Source organism: Paenibacillus sp. OV219, assembly GCF_900110075.1.
Classification (GTDB): domain Bacteria; phylum Bacillota; class Bacilli; order Paenibacillales; family Paenibacillaceae; genus Paenibacillus_Z.
Window position 1 is genome coordinate 871,631 of sequence record NZ_FOCJ01000001.1, and the last position, 22,384, is coordinate 894,014.

Genomic DNA, 22,384 nt, shown 5'->3' on the forward strand with positions numbered 1-22,384 from the left:
AGGAGAGTAAGGGCATGAGTATGTTAGAACAGTTTTTGCCCGCGTTTCTGGAAGAGGTTGTTGGCGACCGCTTCGGACGCTATTCCAAATATATTATTCAAGACCGCGCCATTCCCGACGTTCGCGACGGGCTGAAACCGGTGCAGCGGCGTATTCTGTACGCCATGTATGATGCAGGCAACACGCCTGATAAAGGCTACCGCAAATCAGCGAAGACTGTCGGCGACGTTATGGGTAACTACCATCCGCACGGCGATTCTTCGATCTACGAGGGTATGGTGCGCATGGCGCAGCCTTGGAAATTGGCGCATATGCTCATTGACGGCCACGGTAACTGGGGTTCGATCGATGACGACCCGGCAGCAGCAATGCGTTATACGGAAGCACGCTTGTCGCCAATTGCGATGGAGCTGCTTCGCGATATTGAGAAGAGAACGGTCTTATTCAAAGACAATTTCGATAATACAACGAAGGAACCAGTCGTACTGCCGTCCCGTTATCCAAACCTGCTTGTGAACGGGGTAAGCGGGATCTCGTCCGGTTTCGCAACAGAAATTCCGCCTCATAACTTGAGAGAAGTTATTGATGCATGTAACGCCATGATGGAGAACCCGGACATTGAGCTTGCACAGCTGATGTCCATTGTGAAAGGGCCCGACTTCCCGACAGGCGGCCTCATTATGGGCGAAGAAGGCATTCGGGATGCGTACACGAGCGGTAAAGGCCGGATCTACCACCGTTCTAAGTCGACAATTGAAGATTTGAAGGGCGGACGCCAGCAAATCGTCATTACGCAGATCCCGTTCCAGGTCGTTAAGTCGCGTCTCGTTACTGCAATGGAGAACATTCGTATTGAGAAAAAGGTTGAAGGCATCGCTGAGGTGCGCGATGAAAGCGGTCGTAACGGTCTGCGCATTGTCGTTGAGCTAAAGAAGGATGCGGATGCAACGGGGATCTTAGCGTTTCTGCTGAAGAAAACCGACCTTCAAGTGGCCTACAGCTTCAACATGGTTGCGATTGTCAATAAGACGCCGAAGCAGCTCGGTCTGAAAGAAATGCTGAGCGCTTATATCGCACATCAGCGGGAAGTGGTTACACACCGCTCCCAATATGAGCTTGAGAAGGCAGAAGATCGTGCGCATGTGCTGGAAGGGCTTGCGAAGGCTCTTAATTTGCTAGATGAAGTCATTGCGACAATTAAAGCTTCCAAGAATCGCCAAGATGCGCAGAATAACTTGGTAGCAAAGTTCACGTTCACCGAGCGTCAAGCTGATGCGATTCTAACACTCCAATTGTACCGTCTGACGAATCTGGAGATTACTTCGATTGAGAAGGAATTGAAGGAAATCCAGAAGAAGATCGCTTACCTCAACTCCATCCTGGGGAGCGATAAGAAGCTGACAGGCGTTATTCGGGAAGAGCTTCTTGAAATCCGTGAGAAATTCGGCATTGACCGCCGCTCCGATATTCAAGGCGAGATTGAAGAGCTGAAGGTTAACCTTGAGGTGATGGTACCAGCTGAAGATGTGTTCGTGACGCTGAGCCAAGAAGGCTACATTAAACGGACTTCGAAGCTGTCCTTCACGCGTTCCGGCGGTGAGCTTAATAACGCTGGCGTTAAAGAAGGTGACGTCATTCGCACGCTGCTCGACGTGAACACCATTGACCAGCTGCTGCTCTTTACACGCAAAGGCCAGTATTATCAGCTGCCTGTTCACCAGATTCCAGAGTTCAAGTGGAAGGATACAGGTACAGCCGTCGTCAACGTGGTGCCGCTGCCTAAAGATGACAGCATAATAAGCGTCTTCCCTGTGAAGGATTTCGAAGCGATGAATCAATCGCTCGTGTTCGTCACACGTCGCGGTCAGGTGAAACGTACGGAGCTGAAGGAGTACAAATCGACGCGTTCAACTGCAATCGCGGCCGTGAAAGTAGCGGACGGCGACGAGGTATTACGTGTTCTGACGAGTGACAATAGTATGGAATTGCTGCTCATCACGAAGAACGGCCTAAGCATTCGTTTCCCTGAGAATGAAGTGAATCCGATGGGACGTGTTGCGGCAGGTGTTCGAGGCATTGTGATGAAAGATGGCGACGAGCTAATCGCGGCAGAACGTGTTCTGGGAGATGAAGGAGAAGTGCTTGTCATAAGCGAGCTTGGCTTTGCGAAGCGGTCACTGCTGCTGGATTATCCGATCCAAGGACGCGGCGGTAAAGGGGTTGCGACGTTCGAGTTCAAGGTTGGCAAAGGCGTTCGTACGAACGGCAATGAGCTTATTGGCGGATTGCACTGCAAGGAAGCGCGTGAGCTTGTCCTTATTTCTTCGTCGGGGACGAATACCATCGTATCTACGGAGAAAGCGCCGATTGATGATCGCAAGTCAACAGGACGTGCGCTCGCACCAGTAGATAAGAAAGATGTACTTATTTCATTGTTTGTTCGCTCTGAGTTGACGCGGGAAGGTTAAGATAAGTACAGTAAAGATACGTAAAGTAAAGTAAAGTAAAGTTAATTTAGTTTAGTCGAATGGCAGATGTGGTGGTTCCTTACGTTCTACCATCTGCATAATAAGATCAAGCACGACCCATAATGGCGCAGGTTCATCTAGTCGATCCAGCCATCTTGGGTCTTTTTTTATGCCGAGATCCGCTAATTTACGTACGAGTTCAGCTTTGCGCTCATCCATAATTGGTCACGCTCCTTTAACGTTTTGCTTAAAAGCAAAACAGGCTTCCTCAGGTGATGCAGGTGTGGCTAAATTCGAGCCGGTACAACAGCCTATAGCACCAATGTATGTCTAAAGCTGTCAAATGGTTCTCTTTTGAGGCGATTAATGAGACAAAATATTAACTGGGTTAACCTTATATTCGACAATATGACATGCTATAATTAAGCTAAGGATACTCGTACAGAAAGCAGGTGGAGACAATCGTTTCTACGGAATTTGCCCGGTTGTGGATGAAGATGACGAAGGAATGGAAATCGCATCTCGAGGAAGCGCTGGCGCCGAATTTAACAGAAGGTCAGCTCAGCGTGCTGGAGTTGCTCAAGCAGCATCAACCGATGAAACCGTCTGATTTGCTAGTGTATTTGGAGACAACACCTGCCGCGATTACGACGCTGCTGGACCGGATGGAGCGGGGCGGACTCGTCGTGCGTAATCGCGATGAGAGCGACCGCCGCATCGTGTGGGTAACGACGACCGAGAAAGGACAAGTCGAGACCGTGCGCGGCGTAGCAATCCGCGACGCCTACATTACCGAGGCACTGGACCGGATCTCGTCACACAATCAGCAATTACTGGTATATTTGCTTGGAAAAGTAGCTAACTCATAAACATATGGTATGACAGCAGCGCAGGAGTGATCTTGCGCTGCTGTTTTTGTGTTGAGGGGGGCTCTGCGCCGAGACCGAGTAACATTCCATTATTTTGATGCTGAGAGAACGCATGCGTGCTCTCAGCGGGAGAAAAGCGTTAGTTTGGTGCTGAGAGAACATATATGTGCTCTCGTGATGGCGAGAAGGATCGAGCCTTGCCTATCGTGACCAATAATCTGAGAGTCTGCATTTACGTTCAGCATTGGAGAGTGAAGTAATGAAGATGAGAGAGGGAAAACCCTCTCTCATTGAAGGACGACGCTTGTGAGTGCCAGTGGTTTGTTTCCAGCTAAACAACAAAGAAACCTCCAGCTTTACGCTAAGCTGGAGGTTTTGATAATCTCATTGACCACCGAATTACCCGGCAGCAGGCAGCTTTAACAGCTTGCCTGACATCGCGTGGATGCGCTTGGTCAGTTGGCTGTACATGCTGGATAAGCTGCGGTAATCGGCAGAGGTCAAGTCTTTGAGCGATTTGGAGTCTATGGTTTGTTTCAGCGGGACGACGGAGAATTTGCTGATGCCGCGCGTGGTGCCGCGGTGGACCCAGGTCGGGATCGCTTCAACATCCGTGATCGTCGTTTGCTTGGACGGCCCGTCTTTGTGAATATGAACCTTGTAGATCACGCCATAGTCCTTCGACTTGCCTTGCTGACTGGAAATGAAATTTCCCATCGAATAAATAATGAGTCCCTTGTGCACGGTGCCATCTGGCTGAGCGGCCTCGACCATCTCATAGGGCTGGACAACGTGCGGATGAGAACCAGCAATGATATCGGCGCCAGCGGCGATTAGCTTGCGCGCCAGATTCTTCTGCGTATCATTCGGCGCAGTTTGGTACTCGGTGCCAAAGTGGAGGACCACTGTGATGAAGTCTGCTCCTGCAGCGCGGACCTTCTTAATGTCCTGCAGCATCTTCGTTTCGTCAATCAGTGAAACAGCGTATGGTTGATCCTTCGGAAGAGGAATTCCATTCGTCCCGTACGTGTACGCGAGCAGCCCCATCTTAATGCCTTTGCGCTCCACGATGGTTATCCGTTCGGATTCTGTCTTCGAACGAGCAGTGCCTTTAATATCAAAGCCGAGCTTCTCAAGCTTCGCCAGCGTCAGCGAAATGCCTTTGGCACCACGGTCGAGCGCATGGTTGTTTGCATTCGTGACCGTTGTGAAGCCGGCATACTTGAGCGCATCACCGAGCTCGGTCGGGGCGTTGAACCTCGGATAGCCGGAGTAGCCAAGCGACTTGCCGCCAATCGGCGTCTCCAAATTCGCCAAGGACCAATCTCCCTGTTCCAAAATCGGCTTAACCGCCGTGAAGAACGAGTTGAAGTTATACATCTTCGTCTTCTCACTGTACGCACCAGGAAGCTGAGGCATGTGCATCATAATATCGCCAACGGCTATCCATGTCGCATCGGCTGAAGGCTCCGGCTCTGATGGAGGGGGAGTCTCGGAGTTCGCCGATCCTTCACCTGAAGAAGATCCATTTGACGACGAATCAGGAGCAGCGGTGCCATCCCCAGTTCCATCATCACCGTTCTGCGACGGTGTATCATTCGACGACGAATCCGGCGCAGCCGAACCATCCCCAGTTCCACCATCCCCATTCGCAGCCGGATCATTCCCTGAGTTACCCGTCGTGTTAGTCACACCAGAATCAGGTTTATTCGAAAGTCCATCATTAACCGATGGTTCATTGCCACAGCTGCAGAGCAGCAAGATGAGCAGCGGCAGCCACAACCATCGAGCTTGTTTGGTCATGAGCCGTCAGTTCCTTTCTGCGGCAGTATCGTTCGCGCTCGAGCGTAATCCGCGTCGCTGAATCGGCTCCAAGGCTCCGTCTTCGGTGGGGCAGCATGCAACGTCAGCCACTCCTTCGTAACAGGGTGTGACACGCCGACCATGGCGGACCATAAGGCAATGTCTTGCTCGCCCTGCACCGCAGGAGCGCCGTACTTGCGGTCGTATACGAGAGGACAGCCAATCGCCGACATTTGGGCGCGTATCTGATGCGAGCGTCCAGTCAGCAGCTTCACAGCAACGAGAGAGAAGGCGCCGTGCTTCGCGACAACCGCATAGTCGAGAATCGCTTCTTTGGCATCCTGCACCTGCTTCGTATGAACAGTGACGATATTTCGTCCCGCATCTTTACGTAGAAAATGCCGCAAACGCCCTGACGAAGCTTCTGGCGTTCCATGTACAACTGCAACGTACAGCTTATCAAAAGAACGGCTGCGAACCGACTCTGACAAACGTCCTGCTGCCTTGGAAGTCTTCGCAAACAGCATCGCGCCGCCGACTGGCCGATCCAAGCGATGTACAAGTCCGACAAAGACATTGCCAGGCTTCCCGTAGCGCGCCTTCAAGTCTTCCTTGAGCAGCGTCACCATATCCGGCTCACCGGTATCATCGGCTTGGGATAGTATCCCAGGCGGTTTAATTACGGCGAGTAGATGGTTATCTTCGTAGAGAACTGGCAGGAGCGGTTCAGGGCCGTGCTCCAGGCCTTTTCCCGCTTCCTTGTCCATTGTCATCTTACTTGCCCTCCCAGCGGCCAAGGATGCCGCATGGGAGTGTAAGGCCGGATTCCGTAATCGGCAATCCAATCTCCCCACAATGAATCGAGCCCTCAAACTTGCGGCCCACCGTCATATGCAGCATGTTATGCAGTACAGTAGGGGATAGACCAGTCGTATAGGAGTTAACCAGCACAAACAGCGGATCCTCCGACAGAATCGTCGTACAGAAATCCAAGAACGGGAAGAGATTCGTCTCCAGCTTCCACATCTCGCCGTTTGGTCCGCGTCCGTAAGAAGGCGGATCCATAATGATCGCATCATATTTCTTGCCGCGGCGCTCTTCGCGCTGGACGAATTTGAATACATCATCCGTAATGTAACGAATTGGAGCGGATGCAAGGCCTGACAGCTCAGCGTTTTCTTTTGCCCACTGTACCATACCTTTAGCCGCATCGACGTGACATACCTCAGCTCCAGCAGCAGCAGCAGCGACAGTTGCGCCGCCTGTGTACGCGAACAGATTCAACACACGGATCGGACGACCTGCATTCCGGATCTTGTCCATCATCCACGTCCAGTTTACAGCTTGCTCGGGGAACAAGCCCGTGTGCTTAAAGCTCGTAGGTTTAATATGAAATTTCAGCTCACCGTACTCAACTGTCCAACGTTCCGGCATTTTCGTGCGGAATTCCCATTCGCCGCCGCCTGAGGAGCTACGGTGATAATGGCCGTCAGCCGTCTTCCATTGTTCATTCTCATTGGCAATCGGCCAAATAACTTGAGGGTCCGGTCTGCGTAAGACGTAGCGGCCCCATCGTTCTAATTTTTCTCCGTCTCCCGTATCGAGAAGCTCGTAGTCTTTCCATAAGTCAGCGTTGTACATGAAGATTTCCTTCCTTGACGTTAAATTTGTAGCCTACACCCCGTACCGTTACAATGTAGATCGGGTTTGCAGGATCGGGCTCGATTTTTTTGCGAAGATTGCTGATATGCACCATCAGAGTGCGTGTATCACCCATACTGTCATGGCCCCAAACGATCGTATACAGGTCGTCTAGTGCAAAAGCGCGATTCGGCGTCTTAGCGAGTCGAACGAGAAGCTCAAACTCCTTAGCGGAGAGGAACACTTCCTTATCCCTCACATGGACAGTTCGTGCCGGCAGGTCGATCACAAGGCCATCAAGCTGCAGCACCTCTCCGGTCATACGCTCGATTGAACGTTGCTCATTGACCGATTGGCGGCGCAGATGTGCTTTCACGCGCGCGACGAGCTGGCTAGGGCTGAACGGCTTGGTCATATAATCGTCGCCGCCTACCGTAAGACCATGTATAATGTCAGTATCGTCGCTCATGCAGCTAATAAACAATATGGGAACGTTGGAAACGGTACGTATTTGCTTACAAACCTCGTACCCATCCAAATGCTTGAGCGAAATATCGAGCAAAATCATGTCCGGAGAGATAGATTCCGCCATGTGGACGGCATCTTCACCGTTGTCTGTTGTATGTACAGCGTAGCCTTCGCGTTCCATATAAAGCGTTATGAGCTCGGTAATGTCAGCTTCATCGTCTACAACTAATATTTTGCTCCCACTCATCTTCGTTTCTTCCCCCTCTTCCTAGGCTATTATAACGAAAGGAGACAGGGGTGGGCAATCCGCGTTTCCAGGAGGTTAGCACAATTCGGCGTCATTTATGTTATTTTCTGCTTCTCGTGATTCCGCTTCTTGGATTAACGAGCTGCTCCGTCGAGAGCAAGCAAGTCGAACCTGTGGCAAAGCAAGGGACAATTGACCTTCGCAGCTGGCAGTTTGAAACAGACGGTCAAGTTGAACTGTCGGGACAGTGGGCGTTCTATGCAGGCAGGCTGCTGCAGCCGGGTGATGCTGTTCTTGAGCAGCGCACAGCGACTGTGCGAGTGCCTCGGTCGTGGAACAGCTATCGGAACGTACAAGGCATTGACGAAGGTCAAGGCTATGCGACTTATAAGCTTACAGCGCTCATACAGCCAACGGATCATGTGCTTGCGATGCGTCTGCCGAATATTTTTAGCAGCTATAAGCTGTGGGTGAATGGCAAGGAACTCGTAGAACTCGGGCATGTCGGAACAAGCAGGAGCGGCTCGAAGGCGGAGCAGTTTCCGAAGATCGTCTCGTTCAACACGAATTCAGACAAGCTCGAAATCGTCATCCAAGTATCCAATTTTCAGCATCGAAAAGGTGGCATATGGGTTCCAATGCAGCTCGGCGACAGCGATTCGATCGTTGATGCGCAGATGAAAACGACCGCTAAGGAGATGCTGATCCTCGGCAGCCTTATTATTATCGGTGTTTATCACATTGGTCTGTATGCGTTTCGGCGACAGGAGCAGTTTACGATGCATTTTGGCCTGCTCTGTCTATTTGTTGCTGCAAGGGCAAGTGTGACAGGGGAGAACTACCTGCTGCGGCTATTCCCGATTTCGTGGGAAGCAGGACTTAAGATCGAATACATAGCTTTCGCGCTAAGCGCGGTAACGGGTTTTCTCTATGTGTACAAGCTATTTCCGCTGGACGCCTCGAAGCGAGTCATTCCGTTTGTAACGGGAATTGGGCTATCTTTATGCGTGTTTGTGCTCCTAAGCCCTGCGATCATATTCTCGAAGCAGCTCCCACTGTTTCAGCTATTCGTCGTCGGCGTTGCGATCTACTCGCTTGCAGTCCTCATTACCGCTCGGATGCGGCGAAGAATCGGCTCTACATTCGTCCTTACGGGGCTTGCTGTCTTTGTAGTGACGGTGCTGAACGACATGCTGTTCTTCAATGAATGGCTCGTCTATACGCAGTTGGTCCCGCTGGGCTTGTTCTTCTTTATGCTGATGCAATCCTTTATTATCTCAAGGCGCTTCTCGAACGCGATGGTGCGAGTGGAGCATGTATCCAATGAGCTTCGCGAGCTGAATATCCATCTGGAAGAGCGGATTGAAGAGCGCACGGTCGCGCTCAGCGAAGCGAATGCAACGCTTGCACAAACGAACCGGGAGCTGCAACGGTCAGAGACATCCCGAAGGCATCTCATGACGAACATTTCGCATGATTTGCGAACGCCGATTACGCTGCTGCAAGGATATTTGGAAGCTTTCCAAGATGGCGTAGTGCAGTCGGAGCAGCAGCAGCAGCGTTACATTCGGATGATGCTCGGCAAAGTAGGAGGGCTCAACCGGCTCATCCGTGATCTGTTTGAGCTGACGAAGCTGGAGGCGGGTCAGACGCGGTTTGATTTTGCGAAGGTGCCGCTTGGGCAATGGATCCAGCAGCTGCATGATATGTACGAGATCGACGTCATTAGCAGCGGTTTACGGTTCAGCTGCGACTTCCACAGCGTCAGCTCCACTGAGGATGGCCATGCGCATGAGATGGAACAGCAGAACCGCATTCTACTAAGCCTCGACTTGGCAAGAATGGATCAAGTGCTGGCGAACGTCGTGTACAATGCAATCAAGCATACGCCCAGAGGCGGCGAAATAACGCTCTCCTTCTTCTTCGAAGAGCATACAAGCCGAGTAATCGTAACCGTGAGCGATACAGGCAGCGGGATTGCGGATGAGCATTTGCCGTACATATTCGATCGGTTCTACAAGAAAGATGTATCGCGTAATTCTGCGGATGGCGGAAGCGGACTTGGACTTGCAATTGCAAAAGAAATTGTGGAGGCGCATGATGGCGCGATAGGTGCGGTGAGTACGGTGGATAAAGGGACGATGATCTGGTTCATGCTCCCGGCGGAAGTGCGTATGGTGGGCTAATCGACTTGCTTGATGACGGCCATCATGCGGTCAATGGATGCTTTACGCTTCTCCTGATCCATATGGCTCAACAACCTAATAATTTCCATTGTCTCAGGCGTTAGTGTCGGTGATTCCCGTCTTGATGCTTCTCCTCCGATAATATAGTCGAGTGAAACGCTGAACAGGGCGGCAAGCTTCCGCAATGTGTCATAAACAGGCTGTCTATTGTTAATCTCATAATGGCTGTAGGCGGACCGGGTAATGCCGATCTGCCTTGCCACCTCATCCTGCGAGTAATTGTGGCGCAGCCGCAGCTCTCGCAATCGATCTCCCATTGTCATCATCGCAAACTCCTTACCTCTTATTTATTCATCTGATTAGATACAAAATGTCCTATTATGTACTTTATGATACAAATTGTATCGTTGTCAAGTGATTTCCTCTACGAACCACTCTAATTAGGAGAAGATTGTCAAGCTATGAAGCAAGAAGAGAAGGACCGGACGCTGTTGACTCTCTATTGTCAGTAGGCGTTCAGTCCCTTTGTGCTGCATATTAATGCAAAATATATCTTCGTGCACCGATGCTCGCACTCACCGTACCAAGCTTAAGTCTTATTGGGATAACGCGGTTTGGACGAATGTCTGAGGAGGCGTACTTAGACAATGCGGAGAAGTCCGGGTAGATGAACTGATCCTCCAGATAGGCAGATTCCGTAGCGTCAGGCGCTCGGTGCTTGTTTAGCGCTCTTATAATGCCTTCACCGCTCTCCATGCCGATCCCATGCCCGAAATAATGATCATCCCCCATCTTGATCACGTTCTCGCCTTGCCAGATTCGTTCCTCCGGATTAACCTCCGGATTCTTGAAGTAAAGAACGTCGCCGGGTTTAGAGTTCGAGCTTGGCGCATCTTCTCTTGTTAAACCGAGATTGTTATCGAATTGCCACGAGTGCAGATATAGCTTCGGAAAGAGCCGGTTGAACGTGTCTTCGCCGAGCGTTTCTAAGACCGCTTTATATTCAATGATCATAACAGCGGTCGCACATTCAAATCCATATTTACTCGCGTTCTCGAAGATGTCTCGGATGCCATCCGCCGCAGTGACGTTCCGTTTCAGCTCGAAGCCGCCCTCGCTAGTCAAATTCCAATATTCCGAATTACAGTACGACGTCCGAAACGTCGCGAATCCCACATCACTATTGCGCATGTCTCTGGCCGCAGCCAATATATTCGACCTTAAAACAGGTTCGAAATTCATCTCATTTCCGCCTTTCTTGTGCAGCTCGCACGCCTATTCCAACATTGTATGGGCAAAGGATAATGCTTGTGCATTTAGCAAAACCCTGTAAAGGTTGAAATCCGAGTTTTCTTCGAGCTTTGATGTAATAGTTTTGCATCAGTTTTACATCAGGAGTACATGGGATGTAACTTTAGCATCTATTCTATTTTCCTATAGTGTATTTTACAGTGGTACATCTGGGACAGTGGGACAGTTTCGGGAAAAACCCAGCAACGGCGCGGGTTTGTGCGTTTGACTTAGTGTCCAACTGCATGCAATTCCCGGGGGACATTCTCATTTATAAGTGGGTCAGTAGGGGAGAGGACGAAAAAAAGCAGCGCAGATTATACTGCGCCGCCTTTAGATGTAGTTTCGGACACTTAACGAATTCAGCGGTTTGCCTTGCCAACTGGAAAATACAAAAAATCGTTCGCCGCTCTCTCAAAGGTTAGCGGCTTTTAGTCGTTTCATCGCACATTCTTTCTTGTACTCGCGCAGCAATGGAATCTATTCCGTACGACAGGTTTGATTTTAATCAACTATTACCTAGTTTGATACAAGTCGCCTATGCCATGATGAACCTGTCGCAGCACGCGGCTTATCCATTCAGAAAGGGTGATTCCGATGAATGACAACCTGAACATCGCAACCGCTACGATACGGAGGGCGACGTTAGCGTAACCCTCCATAACGAATGGAGGCCGTTAACTTGATCATTGAAGATCAAATTATCGCGCAATGGTGCGCCGAGTTATACGACCAGAACTTGTTTGAGACGGATGGGGACGTTCAGTTTCTGGCGGGATTATCCGAGGCTCCTGTACGGCCTAGGCGTGTAGCATCAGTGTGTACGCTGACTATCGCTGGTCTAGTCTCAACAATATCGAAGGAGGTTATCAAAATATGCAACGACCCCAAATATGGCACTATGGCCTTGTCGCGCAATCGTGGGCGAATGCCGGGACGGAAGCTGGTCCGGAAGCGGCGTACTACAAGAAGCTGATCGAGACGTCCGGACAACCGGCGCTTGATCTGGGCTGCGGCAGTGGACGCTTGTTGCTCCTCTTTTTGCAGGCTGGTCTGGATGTGGATGGCTGCGACTACTCGGAGGATATGCTTGCAGTCTGCCAGGAGCAAGCAGCAAAGCAAGGCCTTTCACCCCGGCTCTATGCGCAGGCAATGCACGAGCTGGATCTGCCCCGGCGCTACAGGACGATATTTGCCTGCGGGGTGATTGGTCTCGGTGGAGAGCATCGTCTGACTATGCAGGCAATGCAGCGCTGCCATGAGCATCTACGTCCAGGCGGCACGTTCGCATTCAACTATATGGTGCGATGGAACGATCCGCCCGCTTGGCTGGCGAGGTTGCCTGAGTACAGGCGGGCTGAACCCGAGGGATGGCCCGCATCCAGTGAGCGCCAGCGCCTAGCCGACGGCACGGAGCTGGAAATGGCTGCCCGGACACTTGAGACAGATCCCTTGGAGAACGTCGCCACCCGTCAGATGCGAGTCCGGCTATGGCACGAAGGAGACCTTATCAAGGAGGAAGTTCACACGCAAAGGGTGGATGACTATACGAAGAACGAGTTGGTGTTGATGCTTGAGCGCGCAGGCTTCAGCGACATACAGATCTTTGGAGATTTCAGCGACGAACCAGCTACCGCAGACCACAAAGAACTGAGCTTTATCTGCCGAAAATAAAATCGCGTCCCAACCAAAACTCTGATAACGTAATCGCGAAGCTAAAGCCTGCCGGCATTGCCGGCAGGCTTTATTTTCCGAAGAAGAGAGAAACTATAATTCTTGTCCTTTCCAAAAGACAAGAAGTTGTATTGTTTTCCGATTTACGCGGAAACATTATGCTCACGGCTACTGTCCCACTCGCTTTGAAGAAGTGAGACAATCAAATGAGGATCAAACCCTTGATAATACTGAAGTATTTATATAATGTCCCACTGTCCCATATGTCCCACATAGATTGCTAGCGTAAAGAGGATATAAAAGTGGATTTCTACGTACGAAATAGTTGGAAAGAACCGTATCCACACGGAAAAGGAAGGGAAACCTTACTGCGTGGACATAAGTTTACCGGTTTGCGCTTTTGTTGCTTTTACAGCTGATTTTTGATCAATTACATCCGTTTTACATCTGGCGTGGTGAATCAGTATCTGTACAAGTGGGGGGTCATGCTTAATGACGTAACCCTGCAAAGGTTGAGACAAGTTTTAGAGTGGTGGAGGAATGTCATGCGCAAAGTTATGTGCATCTTGCAAGCCGTCTGTCTTCTTGGGATCAGCATCATGCTCAGCAGTCATCGCGCCGAAGCGGGAGATGAAGGGGCAAAGCTGCGCGTAGCCGCGAGTCCAGAATCGGTCAGGGCAACGGAGCTTGCAATCGGCAGCGATGAAGCGATATCGAAAATGTTAAGCCATGGCGTTCGCGTCCGAATTTATGCGATTCCCGTCACGGATACATTCGTTACCTTCAAGAAAGGGAGCGAGGAGAGCTCTCTTCCGGTCGATCGATACGGCGTTGTATATGACACCGTTTCGCATGAGAAGCTGATCCTGCAAGAGCCAGATCGGGTTCTTCTCTCACAACAGGTTCGCGAGCTTCGAGGGGCGCACTATGGCCGATTGCTGCCTTGGGAAGAAGCGAAGGTTTATGTTCCGAACATGTCGAGCTTCTCGCTCACTGATCTGGAAACTGGCTTAACCTTTCAGGTGCAGCGGCGGGCAGGCAGCAGTCATGCCGATGTTCAGCCTCTTACCCGTGAGGATACCGAGATTATGAAACGCATCTATAATGGCAAATGGAGCTGGAAGCGCAAAGCGATTCTCGTTCAGGCGGACGGTCAGGTGCTCGCAGCATCGATGCACGGTAAGCCGCACGGCGGAGATGGAATTCCTGACAATGATTTTCCAGGCCACTTCTGTGTTCATTTCCTCGGGAGCACGACACATAAGACACAAACCGTCGATCCGGAGCATCAGCTTATGGTGTTCAAGGCTGCTGGTAAACTGCCTGAGTATGTTGGCGCGATGAACCCGGACAAGATCGTTGCCACCTTCTTCAAAACGTTTAATTTGAAAGAAATTCAAGCTTCACGAATGTTGTTTGAAGCCCCTTATAATGACAAGCTTGAGCGTCTCATTGCACACGTGGAACGGATCGCTGCCGATCAGAAGAAAGTGATCGCTGCGAACGCTTCGGAAGACGAACTAATAGCGGATCTGTCGCAGAATGTAAGGATGTTAGCAGAGAACAAGAAAGTGCTAAAGCTGAAGCTGGGGCTGATTCTCGTTCGGGAATCGCCGGCAGAGCCGTGGAAGATCGAGTCAATTGCCGCGATAGACAATAAGGGCAAAGATATGCTTGATGCGGATAAATAAGAATCGTGGCTAATGTCAAACACCTTGCGAATTGAAAGACGCGCCTGTTTAAAGGGAGTCTCCATGCAAGGTGTTTGTTGTTTCGTTTTTCGATTCGTTCATTCGCTATATTTGTTTCGGTAATGAGCAAGTGCGAGCAGCGGCCAGATGAGCGGATAGCTCTCGTAGCAAGTATAGATATAACCGGGTAAACCGGCTCCATTCGGGTAGCGCGCAGCAAGCGATTGCTGCTGCAGATGCTCGCCAGGCAGATTGCGGAGCAAATAGGTGCAGGCGCGCTGCATCCCTTCAGTTGGCGTCTCATGGACGGCGATGAGTGCGTCCAGCGCCCAGGCGGTTTGAACGAGAGTGGAAGTGGGGAGAGGGACGAACCGCTTCACCTCGTCACTCCCGCAAGATTCGCCGAAACCGCCGTCTGCGTGTTGAATGCTGTGCAGCCAATTGACCGCGCGCCGAATTCGTGGATGCTGTGGCGACTCGTTGACAGAGGCGAGTCCGGTCAGCGCTGCCCATGTACCGTAGATATAACAGACGCCCCAACGCCCGTACCAGGATCCGTCCAGTTCTTGATGGCTGTAGAGCCAATTCGCTGCGCGACGGATGAAATGGTGCTCGGTCGTCAGTCTGGCGAAGCGGCCGAGATATTCGAGCGTCCTGCCGGTCAGATCCGGTGTTGACGGATCCGTTGCTGCATCTTCCGCACCGTCGAGCGGTACCCAGCTGATCAGCTTGTTATCTTGGTTGCGTTCGAACGCCGCCCAGCCGCCGTCGCTGTTCTGCATCGCGAGCAGCCACTTGAGTCCTCTCTCACGAGAGGTAGCAGAGACATCTACGGTTAACGAATGAATGGCTCGCAAGACAGCCGTCGTATCATCATTGTCGGGATGGATCGTATTGATGTTCGAGAAGCCCCAGCCACCTGGCTCTGGATCAACGACATTGTGCTTCCAGTCGCCAAGCTTTGTATGCTGCCGCGAAAGCAAGAACTGCCCTGCACGCATAATAGAAGGATGAGACGGGGAGAAGCCGGCAGCTTGCAGCGCATGGCTGATTAGCGCGGTGTCCCAGACGGTGGATGTTGTATTCTGGAGTGTGGCGGCTCTGCCATGCAGCGTCCAGTCTGGCGCAAGCAATGTCTCTAGCGCTTGGAGCGCTCCGGCGATAAGCGGATGCTCCGCTTTGAAGCCGAGTGCACGGAGCGAATGAACCATCAGAATGGTCGCTGTCGCATAGCTATACAGCGAGCCATCGGACTCGATGCGCGCTTGCATAAACGAGACAGCGCGATCGGTTGCTTGCTGATGTAGCTGGAGGCGATCATCATCAAGCTGCCGCAGCTTATAATGAAAATGCCTCTGCCAGCTGCCCTGCTGCAGCCTTAGCTCCTCGCTCTCGCTGCGCAGCGGCTCGAGCGGGATGATCGATGGCAGTGTGAATGCCGGCTTGCGGTCGCCGAGTATGAGCATCGGCGCCATATGAACGCGCGCATAGCCGGAGAATTGATAGAAGTGAAGCGGCGCTGATTTCGGCAGCAGCATCAAAGTGAGTGGAACAGGAAACCAGCGCGGCCAACGATATTGTCCGACAGCGGCGAGCAGGAACTTCGTTACTAAGCTCTCGATGCGGGATAGGCCGCCGAGCGCTTGCAGCGATTCGCGAGCTCGCTTCATATGCGGCTCATTCGGGGTTCTGCCGGCGAACTGCAGGGCAAAGTAGCACTCCGCTGTAGCGGCTGCATGTCCAGGCGCCTCGTTCGGGTAGATGCGCCAAGCGCCGTCGGAGCCTTGCATGAGTTCGATCCGCTCCCTCAATGCAGCAACTAGCTTAGGCTTCGGCACTTGCATGCTCTGCAGCAGCATGATCGCTGCCGCATCTGTGGACGTCCCGGAATCAATGAAGCCTAGCCGCCAGCTGCCATCAACGCTTTGTCTTGGCAGCAGCCGATTGACGAGCAAATTGATGCCGGCTTGAATCTGGTTCAGATCTGGCTGCATAGCGGCACCTCCTTCCGTGCTTACATCAGGCATTTGTAGTCACTTCGATGCTGCCCTTCGGGTATAAGTGTATGACGCTAACGCCTTCATTCATGAGGAGTTTGGCACAAAAAAGTAACAAATCTAGTTGAACTGGCGCGCAAATAAGGAAAAGATTCACGTAATGGATGGACAACTTGGCTGGAACTCTTTATTATGAAAATAATTCTCAATTGAATTCGAACTAGGCATCCAGAGGTACAAGATGTACATAAGTAAAGGTGGTTTATCATTGTGCAGTCCCATTCAATTTCTAGAGCAGAACAGCCGGACGTAACGATTCAATCGCGTCCGCTCGCTGCTATTATCCTACTCATCGGCGGGAGCGCGCTTCTCTTACTCAGCGCGGCGCTGTCGATCGCAGTTGGAGCGGCAGACATCTCGCTTGCTACGGTATGGGAATCGCTCGTTCATTTCAATCCGGATCTGACTTCCCATCAGGTCATTCACCAGCTGCGGATTCCGCGTGTTATTGCTGGAGCGTTAACCGGTGCGGCGTTCGCAACGGCAGGCGCGCTTATGCAGGGGATGACCCGCAACCCGATCGCAGATTCAGGATTACTAGGCATTAATGCAGGCTCTGGCCTCTTGCTCGCCGTATGCTTTGCTTTCTTCCCAGGCATGTCCTTCGTCAATTTGCTGTTCTTCTCGTTCATTGGAGCTGCATTCGCGGCTGTCATCGTATTCGGTGCTGGCTCAATGGTGAAGGGTGGACTTACGCCGGTTCGCCTTGTGCTTGCAGGGGCGGCAGTATCTGCTCTGATGCTTGCAATTAGCGAAGCGATTGCGATTCATTACAATGTAGGCCAAGAGCTCACATTCTGGTATGCGGGCGGCATGCAAGGCGTTCAGTGGGCACAGGTGAAAATCATTACTCCTTGGATACTTGGCAGTATCGCGATTGCTATTCTGATGTCCCGCTCCATTACACTGCTAAGCCTTGGCGAAGATATCGCGACAGGTCTCGGCCAGCGTACAGGGCTTGTCAAGGCGATAGGGGCGCTGCTCATTCTCATCTTGGCCGGCGCTTCTGTCTCCATCGTAGGCGCAGTTGGCTTCGTCGGCCTGATTATTCCGCATGTCGCGCGATATCTTGTTGGCGTTGATTATCGCTGGATTTTACCGTGCTCTGCGGTGCTCGGCTCGCTTCTCGTCGTACTCGCTGATATCGGCGCAAGAATGTTCAACCCATTCGCTGAGACGCCGCTTGGTGCACTCATCGCCATCATCGGCGTACCGTTCTTCCTCTACCTCGCCATGAACGAGAGGAGGGAGCTGTAGATGGTGTCAACTTCCATTGTCGCTTCAGCGGAAGCAGCTCGTCGTAAACGGGCTTTCTCCATAATGACGCTATTATTCGTTCTCATCGTGATTGTTTTCATTATTAGCATGGATACGGGCCAATTGAAGCTGACACCGCATGAGGTGCTGCGTACCTTAATTGGCAAAGGTGATGCGAAGCAGGAGCTGATTCTGTTCCAGTTCCGGCTTCCTAGGATGGTCATGTCGCTGCTAATTGGCGCTGCTTTTGCCGTATCGGGCTGCATCCTGCAAGGGGTTACACGCAATGCGCTCGCAGAGCCGGGCATTCTTGGCATTAATGCCGGCGCAGGGCTCGTCGTCATCCTGTTCATCAGCGTCTTTCCGGTCAGTAGCACGATCTTCCTGCTGCCGCTGCTCGCATTGGTTGGTGCAGGAGGAACAGCAGCGCTTATCTTCACGCTCTCCTACCGGCGTAATCATGGTATCTCCACGATCCGGATGCTGCTTGTCGGTATTGCGGTTGCTGCGGGAATATCTGCTGCGATGCTTGTGCTGACGCTTCGCCTCAATCCCGAGCAGTTCAAATTCGTGCAGGTCTGGCTAGCTGGCAGCATCTTGGGCACCGATTGGCGCTTCGTGCTCGCGCTTGTGCCTTGGCTTGTCGTGCTGTTGCCGCTTGTATTCTTCAAAGCGCGAGTGCTCGACGTCATGAACCTCGGCGATCTCACTGCAAGCGGACTTGGCGCTGCGCTTAGTCGTGAGCGGCTTATCATGTTTGCGTCTGCTGTCGGATTAGCTGGCGCAGCAGTCGCACTCGGTGGTGCCATCGGCTTTGTTGGGTTGATTGGCCCTCATCTGGCGAGACGGCTAGTCGGTCCGCAGCATCCGTATTTACTGCCTGCTTCGGCGCTTGCCGGAGCGCTGCTGCTTATCATTTCTGATACATTCGCACGGCTATACAATATTCCGACAGGTATTGTCGTTGCTGTGATCGGAGCGCCGTATTTTCTTTATTTACTGATGCGGACCAAAGGCTCCAGCTAGCTATCGAAAAAGGGGAGATATTCGAATGCTCGCAAGGTTCTTTTCCTATTACAAACCTTATAAGAAACTGTTCTACCTAGATTTCTTCTGCGCGATCTTCGCAGGGTTTCTGGAGCTAGGTTTTCCGCTGGCGGTGAACCAATTCGTCGATAAGCTGTTGCCAGGCAAGGACTGGATGCTGATCTCATGGGCATGTGTAGGCTTACTGTTTGTATATATCCTCAATGCACTACTCAATTATATTGTTACATACTGGGGCCACATGCTCGGCATCAATATCGAGACTGACATGCGGCGCAAGCTGTTCGACCATATTCAGAAGCTATCGTTCCGCTTCTTCGATAACAATAAGACAGGCCATCTCATGTCCAGGCTGACGAATGACTTGATGGAAATTGGCGAAATGGCGCATCATGGTCCGGAAGATTTGTTCATCGCCGTGATGACGCTCGCAGGCTCTTTCACACTCATGATGTTCATCAACTGGAAGCTGGCTGTACTGACATTCATCGTCGTACCTCTCATGATCTATCTCGCCATCTTCTTCAGCCGCCAAATGACAAAAGCATTCCATCAGCTGTTCTCTGATATCGCAGAATTCAATGCGCGTGTTGAAGATAATGTCGGCGGTATGCGCGTCGTGCAAGCGTTCGCGAACGAGCCTTTCGAGAAGGATCAGTTCCAGGTAAACAACGGAAAGTTCCGCTTAACGAAGCTGTTCTCTTACAAAATCATGGCGTTCAACTCATCCATCAACTACATGCTGAAACGCCTCGTCACACTGTTCGTCATGGTGTGCGGCACTTGGTACGTCATTCGCGGCGAGCTGACGTATGGGGAGTTTATCGGCTTCCTACTACTGGCGAACGTGTTCATTGGACCGATTGAGAAGATCAATGCGGTCATCGAGAGCTATCCGAAAGGCATTGCCGGCTTCAAACGTTATGTCGATCTTCTGGACACGGAGCCAGAGGTTGCAGACCGTCCGAGTGCGCGTGATGTGAACACATTGCAAGGAAATATCAAGTTCCAAGATGTGTCTTTCGGCTATGAGAATGAATCGCATGTGTTGGAGCATATCCAATTATCGATCCGATCAGGGGAGACGGTGGCTTTCGTTGGACCATCCGGAGCGGGCAAAACAACGCTGTGCAGCTTGCTGCCGCGGTTCTACGATGTTGTAGGTGGCAGCATTACCGTGGATGGCATCGATATCCGTGACATGAAGCTGGCTTCGCTTCGCAAGAATATCGGTATCGTGCAGCAGGATGTGTTCCTGTTCTCGGGAACGATTCGGGAAAATATCAAGTATGGCAAAATGGACGCGACCGATGAGGAGCTCCTTACGGCAGCACGTAGAGCGCAGCTTGAGGTGTTCATCCAATCGTTGCCGGAGGGGCTCGATACGATTGTAGGTGAGCGGGGCGTGAAGCTGTCCGGCGGCCAGAAGCAGCGGGTTGCAATTGCGCGGATGTTCCTCAAGAACCCGCCAATTCTTATTCTTGACGAAGCGACTTCGGCGCTAGATACCGAGACGGAGTCGGCGATTCAGCAGTCGCTTGCAGAGCTGTCGCAGGGACGTACAACTCTCGTCATCGCGCACCGACTTGCAACGATCAAGAATGCGGATCGCATCGTGGTCGTGACCGAGGATGGCGTCTCCGAGCAAGGCCGGCACGAGGAGCTGCTCGCAGCAGGCGGACATTACAGCAGGCTGCACCATGCGCAGTTCCAGCATGCATAATTCATTGTAAAAGCGAGAAGGGTAGCTAGTCGCTCATGCGGCCAGCGCACCTTTCCCGCTTTTTTTGCATCCGTCCATATGGCACTGGTATAATATTTTGCTGGAAGCTGTAACTTTAGAGGAGTGAAAATAATGAACTCATTCGAGAATCGTTTAGCGCAATATGCTGCGCTGGCAGTCGAGGTTGGCGTCAACATTCAGCCAGGACAGAAGCTATGCATTATAACTCAATTGGAAGCGGCGCCTTTCGTACGCCTCGTCGTGAAGCATGCGTATGAGATTGGCGCAAGCTATGTTCACGTGGAATGGACGGATGAGCAGATCATCCGTACTCGGCTCGAGAAGTCGCCGGAGGAAGGGCTATCGTTCTACCCAGAGTGGATCGTCGATGGGCGTGTTAAATTGGCGGAAGAGGGAGCTGCATTCTTGTGGATTACGGCCGAGAATCCAGATCTGCTGAACGGCATCGAATCGTCGCGCATCAGCGCAGTGACGAAGCCAGCTCAGACTGCACTTCAACCATTCCGCAAATATACGCTTAGCAATGATTGTGCTTGGTCCATCGTCGCTGTCCCAACGCCAGAGTGGGCTGAGAAGGTGTTCCCAGGAATGGAGTCTTCGGCTGAGCGAGTAAATGCATTGTGGGAAGCGATCTTCGCTGCGACCCGCGTGGATGCGGCCAATCCGATTGCGGCATGGCGCGAGCATGCAGATGGGCTTCGCAGCAAAGCGGAACGCTTGAACGAAAGCAGATTCAAAAAGCTTCGTTACCGCTCCACATCATCGGGAACGGATGTGTCGATCGGCTTGCCGGAAGGGCATCTCTGGGTAAGTGCGGGTACGAAGAATAAGCAAGGCAGTGTATTTATTCCGAACATGCCGACAGAGGAAGTGTTCACTTCGCCGCATAAAGGCAGCGTGAACGGAACCGTATATAGCAGTAAGCCGCTCAGCTATAACGGCAACTTGATTGACAACTTCTCGATTACATTCTCCGATGGCCGCATTACGTCATACGAAGCTGAGCAGGGCTATGAAGCGCTCAAAGGGCTTGTGGAGACGGATGAAGGCTCGCACTATCTCGGAGAGATCGCGCTTGTTCCATTCCAATCACCTATTTCGAATACGAACTTGACGTTCTACAACACCTTGTTCGATGAGAATGCAGCATGTCATCTGGCAATTGGGTTTGCATTCCCGTTTTGCCTCGATGGCGGGCTTCAGCTGAGCAAGGAAGAGCTGGCGGAGCGCGGTTTGAATAATAGCTTGACGCATGTTGATTTCATGATCGGCAATGCAGATCTCGATATTGATGGCGTGCATGAGGATGGTTCGGTTGAACCGCTGTTCCGCGGCGGCAATTGGGCATTCTAATCGCAAAATAAAAAATCGGCCCGAGAACATCTCGGCCCGATTTTTTATTTTAGCAGTTTCTCGTATAAGCAGAAGCCGCTTGGCGAAGTGCCTTTGTAGGTATAACCAATTCCGCTGTAGAATTTGTTCAAGGTTTCATTGTTTGCAATGCAATCCAGGCGAATACGGTCTTTGCCTGTGAAGGAAACCCCTTCCTCTGCCCATCTCACGATGTCGGCGCCAAGACCTTGCCTTGCGTAATCACGATTAATCGCGAGGCGATGCAGGTAAACGATAGACTCATGTCCATCTGGACCCCATAGGCTATGATCCCACTCACCTGGCACCTGCATAAGAAGGACGATACCAGCGAGCGTGTCGCCGTCCTTGAACATGAAGAGCTCGCCTTTCTCGATATGTCCGGTCACATTATGGTGATCATCACCGCTCAGAAGTGCGCTCCATTGTGTAGAGCCTTTGCTTTGCAGCCAACGCGCTGTGCTTACAAGCAGGTTCATCACATCAGCGGCGTCCGATGGTTTAGCTTGTACGACGCGGATGCGGTCGCTTACGTATTCTTGTTTCATAGTGAATGCTAGCATAGATGAGT

18 protein-coding genes are annotated in these 22,384 nt (G+C 51.7%); 9 read left to right on the forward strand and 9 right to left on the reverse strand.

Translation table 11 applies throughout. The features are described 5' to 3' along the window. Window positions 1-14 precede the first annotated feature (14 nt). Window positions 15-2,468 carry a DNA gyrase subunit A gene (gene gyrA / locus BMY11_RS03810; protein WP_090573116.1) on the forward strand — a complete coding sequence of 818 codons (2,454 nt, stop codon included), beginning with the start codon at window positions 15-17 and terminating at the stop codon, window positions 2,466-2,468. A 51-nt stretch (window positions 2,469-2,519) separates the two neighbouring features. On the opposite strand, the gene BMY11_RS28705 is transcribed toward gyrA, so the two are convergent. Beyond that, the gene (locus BMY11_RS28705) at window positions 2,520-2,687 is read right to left on the reverse strand and encodes a hypothetical protein (RefSeq protein ID WP_177182478.1); all 168 of its coding nucleotides are present in this window, start codon (window positions 2,685-2,687) and stop codon (window positions 2,520-2,522) included. A gap of 242 nt (window positions 2,688-2,929) precedes the next feature. Here BMY11_RS28705 and BMY11_RS03815 point away from each other — a divergent pair, with 242 nt between their 5' ends. Then, the gene (locus tag BMY11_RS03815) at window positions 2,930-3,337 is read left to right on the forward strand and encodes a MarR family winged helix-turn-helix transcriptional regulator (protein WP_090573520.1); all 408 of its coding nucleotides are present in this window, start codon (window positions 2,930-2,932) and stop codon (window positions 3,335-3,337) included. Window positions 3,338-3,736: 399 nt separating this feature from the next. Here BMY11_RS03815 and BMY11_RS03820 read toward each other — a convergent pair whose 3' ends face one another. The 4 genes from BMY11_RS03820 to BMY11_RS03835 are packed head-to-tail and all read right to left on the reverse strand — an operon-like array spanning window position 3,737 to window position 7,496. Further along, window positions 3,737-5,140: a CapA family protein gene (locus BMY11_RS03820; RefSeq protein WP_090573117.1), complete on the reverse strand. Its 1,404-nt coding sequence runs from the start codon at window positions 5,138-5,140 to the stop codon at window positions 3,737-3,739. Further along, window positions 5,137-5,913, reverse strand: a complete 777-nt coding sequence (locus BMY11_RS03825) for an RluA family pseudouridine synthase (RefSeq protein WP_371262752.1) — start codon at window positions 5,911-5,913, stop codon at window positions 5,137-5,139. The genes BMY11_RS03820 and BMY11_RS03825 overlap by 4 nt, the downstream gene beginning before the upstream one ends. Window position 5,914: 1 nt before the next feature. Beyond that, window positions 5,915-6,781 carry a class I SAM-dependent methyltransferase gene (locus BMY11_RS03830; protein ID WP_090573118.1) on the reverse strand — a complete coding sequence of 289 codons (867 nt, stop codon included), beginning with the start codon at window positions 6,779-6,781 and terminating at the stop codon, window positions 5,915-5,917. Then, window positions 6,768-7,496 carry a response regulator transcription factor gene (locus tag BMY11_RS03835; RefSeq protein ID WP_090573119.1) on the reverse strand — a complete coding sequence of 243 codons (729 nt, stop codon included), beginning with the start codon at window positions 7,494-7,496 and terminating at the stop codon, window positions 6,768-6,770. Before BMY11_RS03835 ends, BMY11_RS03830 begins: the two co-directional genes overlap by 14 nt. Before the next feature lie 50 nt (window positions 7,497-7,546). Here BMY11_RS03835 and BMY11_RS03840 point away from each other — a divergent pair, with 50 nt between their 5' ends. After that, window positions 7,547-9,682 (forward strand): sensor histidine kinase, encoded by a 2,136-nt coding sequence (locus BMY11_RS03840; protein WP_090573120.1) that lies wholly within the window; start codon window positions 7,547-7,549, stop codon window positions 9,680-9,682. On the opposite strand, the gene BMY11_RS03845 is transcribed toward BMY11_RS03840, so the two are convergent. Both BMY11_RS03845 and BMY11_RS03850 read right to left on the reverse strand, forming a co-directional pair. Then, window positions 9,679-10,008 (reverse strand): helix-turn-helix domain-containing protein, encoded by a 330-nt coding sequence (locus BMY11_RS03845; RefSeq protein WP_371262753.1) that lies wholly within the window; start codon window positions 10,006-10,008, stop codon window positions 9,679-9,681. The genes BMY11_RS03840 and BMY11_RS03845 overlap by 4 nt on opposite strands. A gap of 211 nt (window positions 10,009-10,219) precedes the next feature. After that, window positions 10,220-10,924 (reverse strand): hypothetical protein, encoded by a 705-nt coding sequence (locus tag BMY11_RS03850; RefSeq protein ID WP_090573122.1) that lies wholly within the window; start codon window positions 10,922-10,924, stop codon window positions 10,220-10,222. 924 nt (window positions 10,925-11,848) lie between these two features. On the opposite strand from BMY11_RS03850, the gene BMY11_RS03855 reads away from it, so the two are divergent. Then, window positions 11,849-12,646, forward strand: a complete 798-nt coding sequence (locus tag BMY11_RS03855; RefSeq protein WP_090573123.1) for a class I SAM-dependent DNA methyltransferase — start codon at window positions 11,849-11,851, stop codon at window positions 12,644-12,646. A 545-nt stretch (window positions 12,647-13,191) separates the two neighbouring features. Further along, window positions 13,192-14,337, forward strand: a complete 1,146-nt coding sequence (locus BMY11_RS03860) for a hypothetical protein (protein WP_090573124.1) — start codon at window positions 13,192-13,194, stop codon at window positions 14,335-14,337. Between the two features lie 98 nt (window positions 14,338-14,435). Here the strand turns inward: BMY11_RS03860 and BMY11_RS03865 are convergent, their stop codons facing one another. Further along, window positions 14,436-16,331, reverse strand: coding sequence for a terpene cyclase/mutase family protein (locus tag BMY11_RS03865; RefSeq protein WP_090573125.1), 1,896 nt, complete (start codon window positions 16,329-16,331; stop codon window positions 14,436-14,438). Window positions 16,332-16,601: 270 nt separating this feature from the next. Here BMY11_RS03865 and BMY11_RS03870 point away from each other — a divergent pair, with 270 nt between their 5' ends. The 4 genes from BMY11_RS03870 to BMY11_RS03885 all read left to right on the forward strand — a co-directional run bounded on the left by BMY11_RS03870 (window position 16,602) and on the right by BMY11_RS03885 (window position 21,795). Next, window positions 16,602-17,651, forward strand: a complete 1,050-nt coding sequence (locus tag BMY11_RS03870) for a FecCD family ABC transporter permease (RefSeq protein ID WP_090573126.1) — start codon at window positions 16,602-16,604, stop codon at window positions 17,649-17,651. Next, the gene (locus BMY11_RS03875) at window positions 17,652-18,677 is read left to right on the forward strand and encodes a FecCD family ABC transporter permease (RefSeq protein WP_090573127.1); all 1,026 of its coding nucleotides are present in this window, start codon (window positions 17,652-17,654) and stop codon (window positions 18,675-18,677) included. A 25-nt stretch (window positions 18,678-18,702) separates the two neighbouring features. Then, entirely contained in the window at window positions 18,703-20,421 is a 1,719-nt protein-coding gene (locus tag BMY11_RS03880) for an ABC transporter ATP-binding protein (protein ID WP_090573128.1), read from the forward strand. A gap of 132 nt (window positions 20,422-20,553) precedes the next feature. Next, window positions 20,554-21,795 (forward strand): aminopeptidase, encoded by a 1,242-nt coding sequence (locus tag BMY11_RS03885; protein ID WP_090573129.1) that lies wholly within the window; start codon window positions 20,554-20,556, stop codon window positions 21,793-21,795. Between the two features lie 44 nt (window positions 21,796-21,839). Here BMY11_RS03885 and BMY11_RS03890 read toward each other — a convergent pair whose 3' ends face one another. Then, the gene (locus tag BMY11_RS03890; RefSeq protein ID WP_090573130.1) at window positions 21,840-22,376 is read right to left on the reverse strand and encodes a GNAT family N-acetyltransferase; all 537 of its coding nucleotides are present in this window, start codon (window positions 22,374-22,376) and stop codon (window positions 21,840-21,842) included. Between the last annotated feature and the right edge of the window lie 8 nt (window positions 22,377-22,384).

What these genes read in the sequence shown, in the direction of transcription:
- gyrA (WP_090573116.1), top strand. Translation starts at nt 15, where the DNA reads ATGAGTATGTTAGAACAGTTTTTGCCCGCGTTTCTGGAAGAGGTTGTT.
- BMY11_RS28705 (WP_177182478.1), bottom strand. Translation starts at nt 2,687, where the DNA reads ATGGATGAGCGCAAAGCTGAACTCGTACGTAAATTAGCGGATCTCGGC.
- BMY11_RS03820 (WP_090573117.1), bottom strand. Translation starts at nt 5,140, where the DNA reads ATGACCAAACAAGCTCGATGGTTGTGGCTGCCGCTGCTCATCTTGCTG.
- BMY11_RS03825 (WP_371262752.1), bottom strand. Translation starts at nt 5,913, where the DNA reads ATGACAATGGACAAGGAAGCGGGAAAAGGCCTGGAGCACGGCCCTGAA.
- BMY11_RS03830 (WP_090573118.1), bottom strand. Translation starts at nt 6,781, where the DNA reads ATGTACAACGCTGACTTATGGAAAGACTACGAGCTTCTCGATACGGGA.
- BMY11_RS03835 (WP_090573119.1), bottom strand. Translation starts at nt 7,496, where the DNA reads ATGAGTGGGAGCAAAATATTAGTTGTAGACGATGAAGCTGACATTACC.
- BMY11_RS03845 (WP_371262753.1), bottom strand. Translation starts at nt 10,008, where the DNA reads ATGATGACAATGGGAGATCGATTGCGAGAGCTGCGGCTGCGCCACAAT.
- BMY11_RS03850 (WP_090573122.1), bottom strand. Translation starts at nt 10,924, where the DNA reads ATGAATTTCGAACCTGTTTTAAGGTCGAATATATTGGCTGCGGCCAGA.
- BMY11_RS03855 (WP_090573123.1), top strand. Translation starts at nt 11,849, where the DNA reads ATGCAACGACCCCAAATATGGCACTATGGCCTTGTCGCGCAATCGTGG.
- BMY11_RS03860 (WP_090573124.1), top strand. Translation starts at nt 13,192, where the DNA reads ATGCGCAAAGTTATGTGCATCTTGCAAGCCGTCTGTCTTCTTGGGATC.
- BMY11_RS03865 (WP_090573125.1), bottom strand. Translation starts at nt 16,331, where the DNA reads ATGCAGCCAGATCTGAACCAGATTCAAGCCGGCATCAATTTGCTCGTC.
- BMY11_RS03875 (WP_090573127.1), top strand. Translation starts at nt 17,652, where the DNA reads ATGGTGTCAACTTCCATTGTCGCTTCAGCGGAAGCAGCTCGTCGTAAA.
- BMY11_RS03880 (WP_090573128.1), top strand. Translation starts at nt 18,703, where the DNA reads ATGCTCGCAAGGTTCTTTTCCTATTACAAACCTTATAAGAAACTGTTC.
- BMY11_RS03885 (WP_090573129.1), top strand. Translation starts at nt 20,554, where the DNA reads ATGAACTCATTCGAGAATCGTTTAGCGCAATATGCTGCGCTGGCAGTC.
- BMY11_RS03890 (WP_090573130.1), bottom strand. Translation starts at nt 22,376, where the DNA reads ATGCTAGCATTCACTATGAAACAAGAATACGTAAGCGACCGCATCCGC.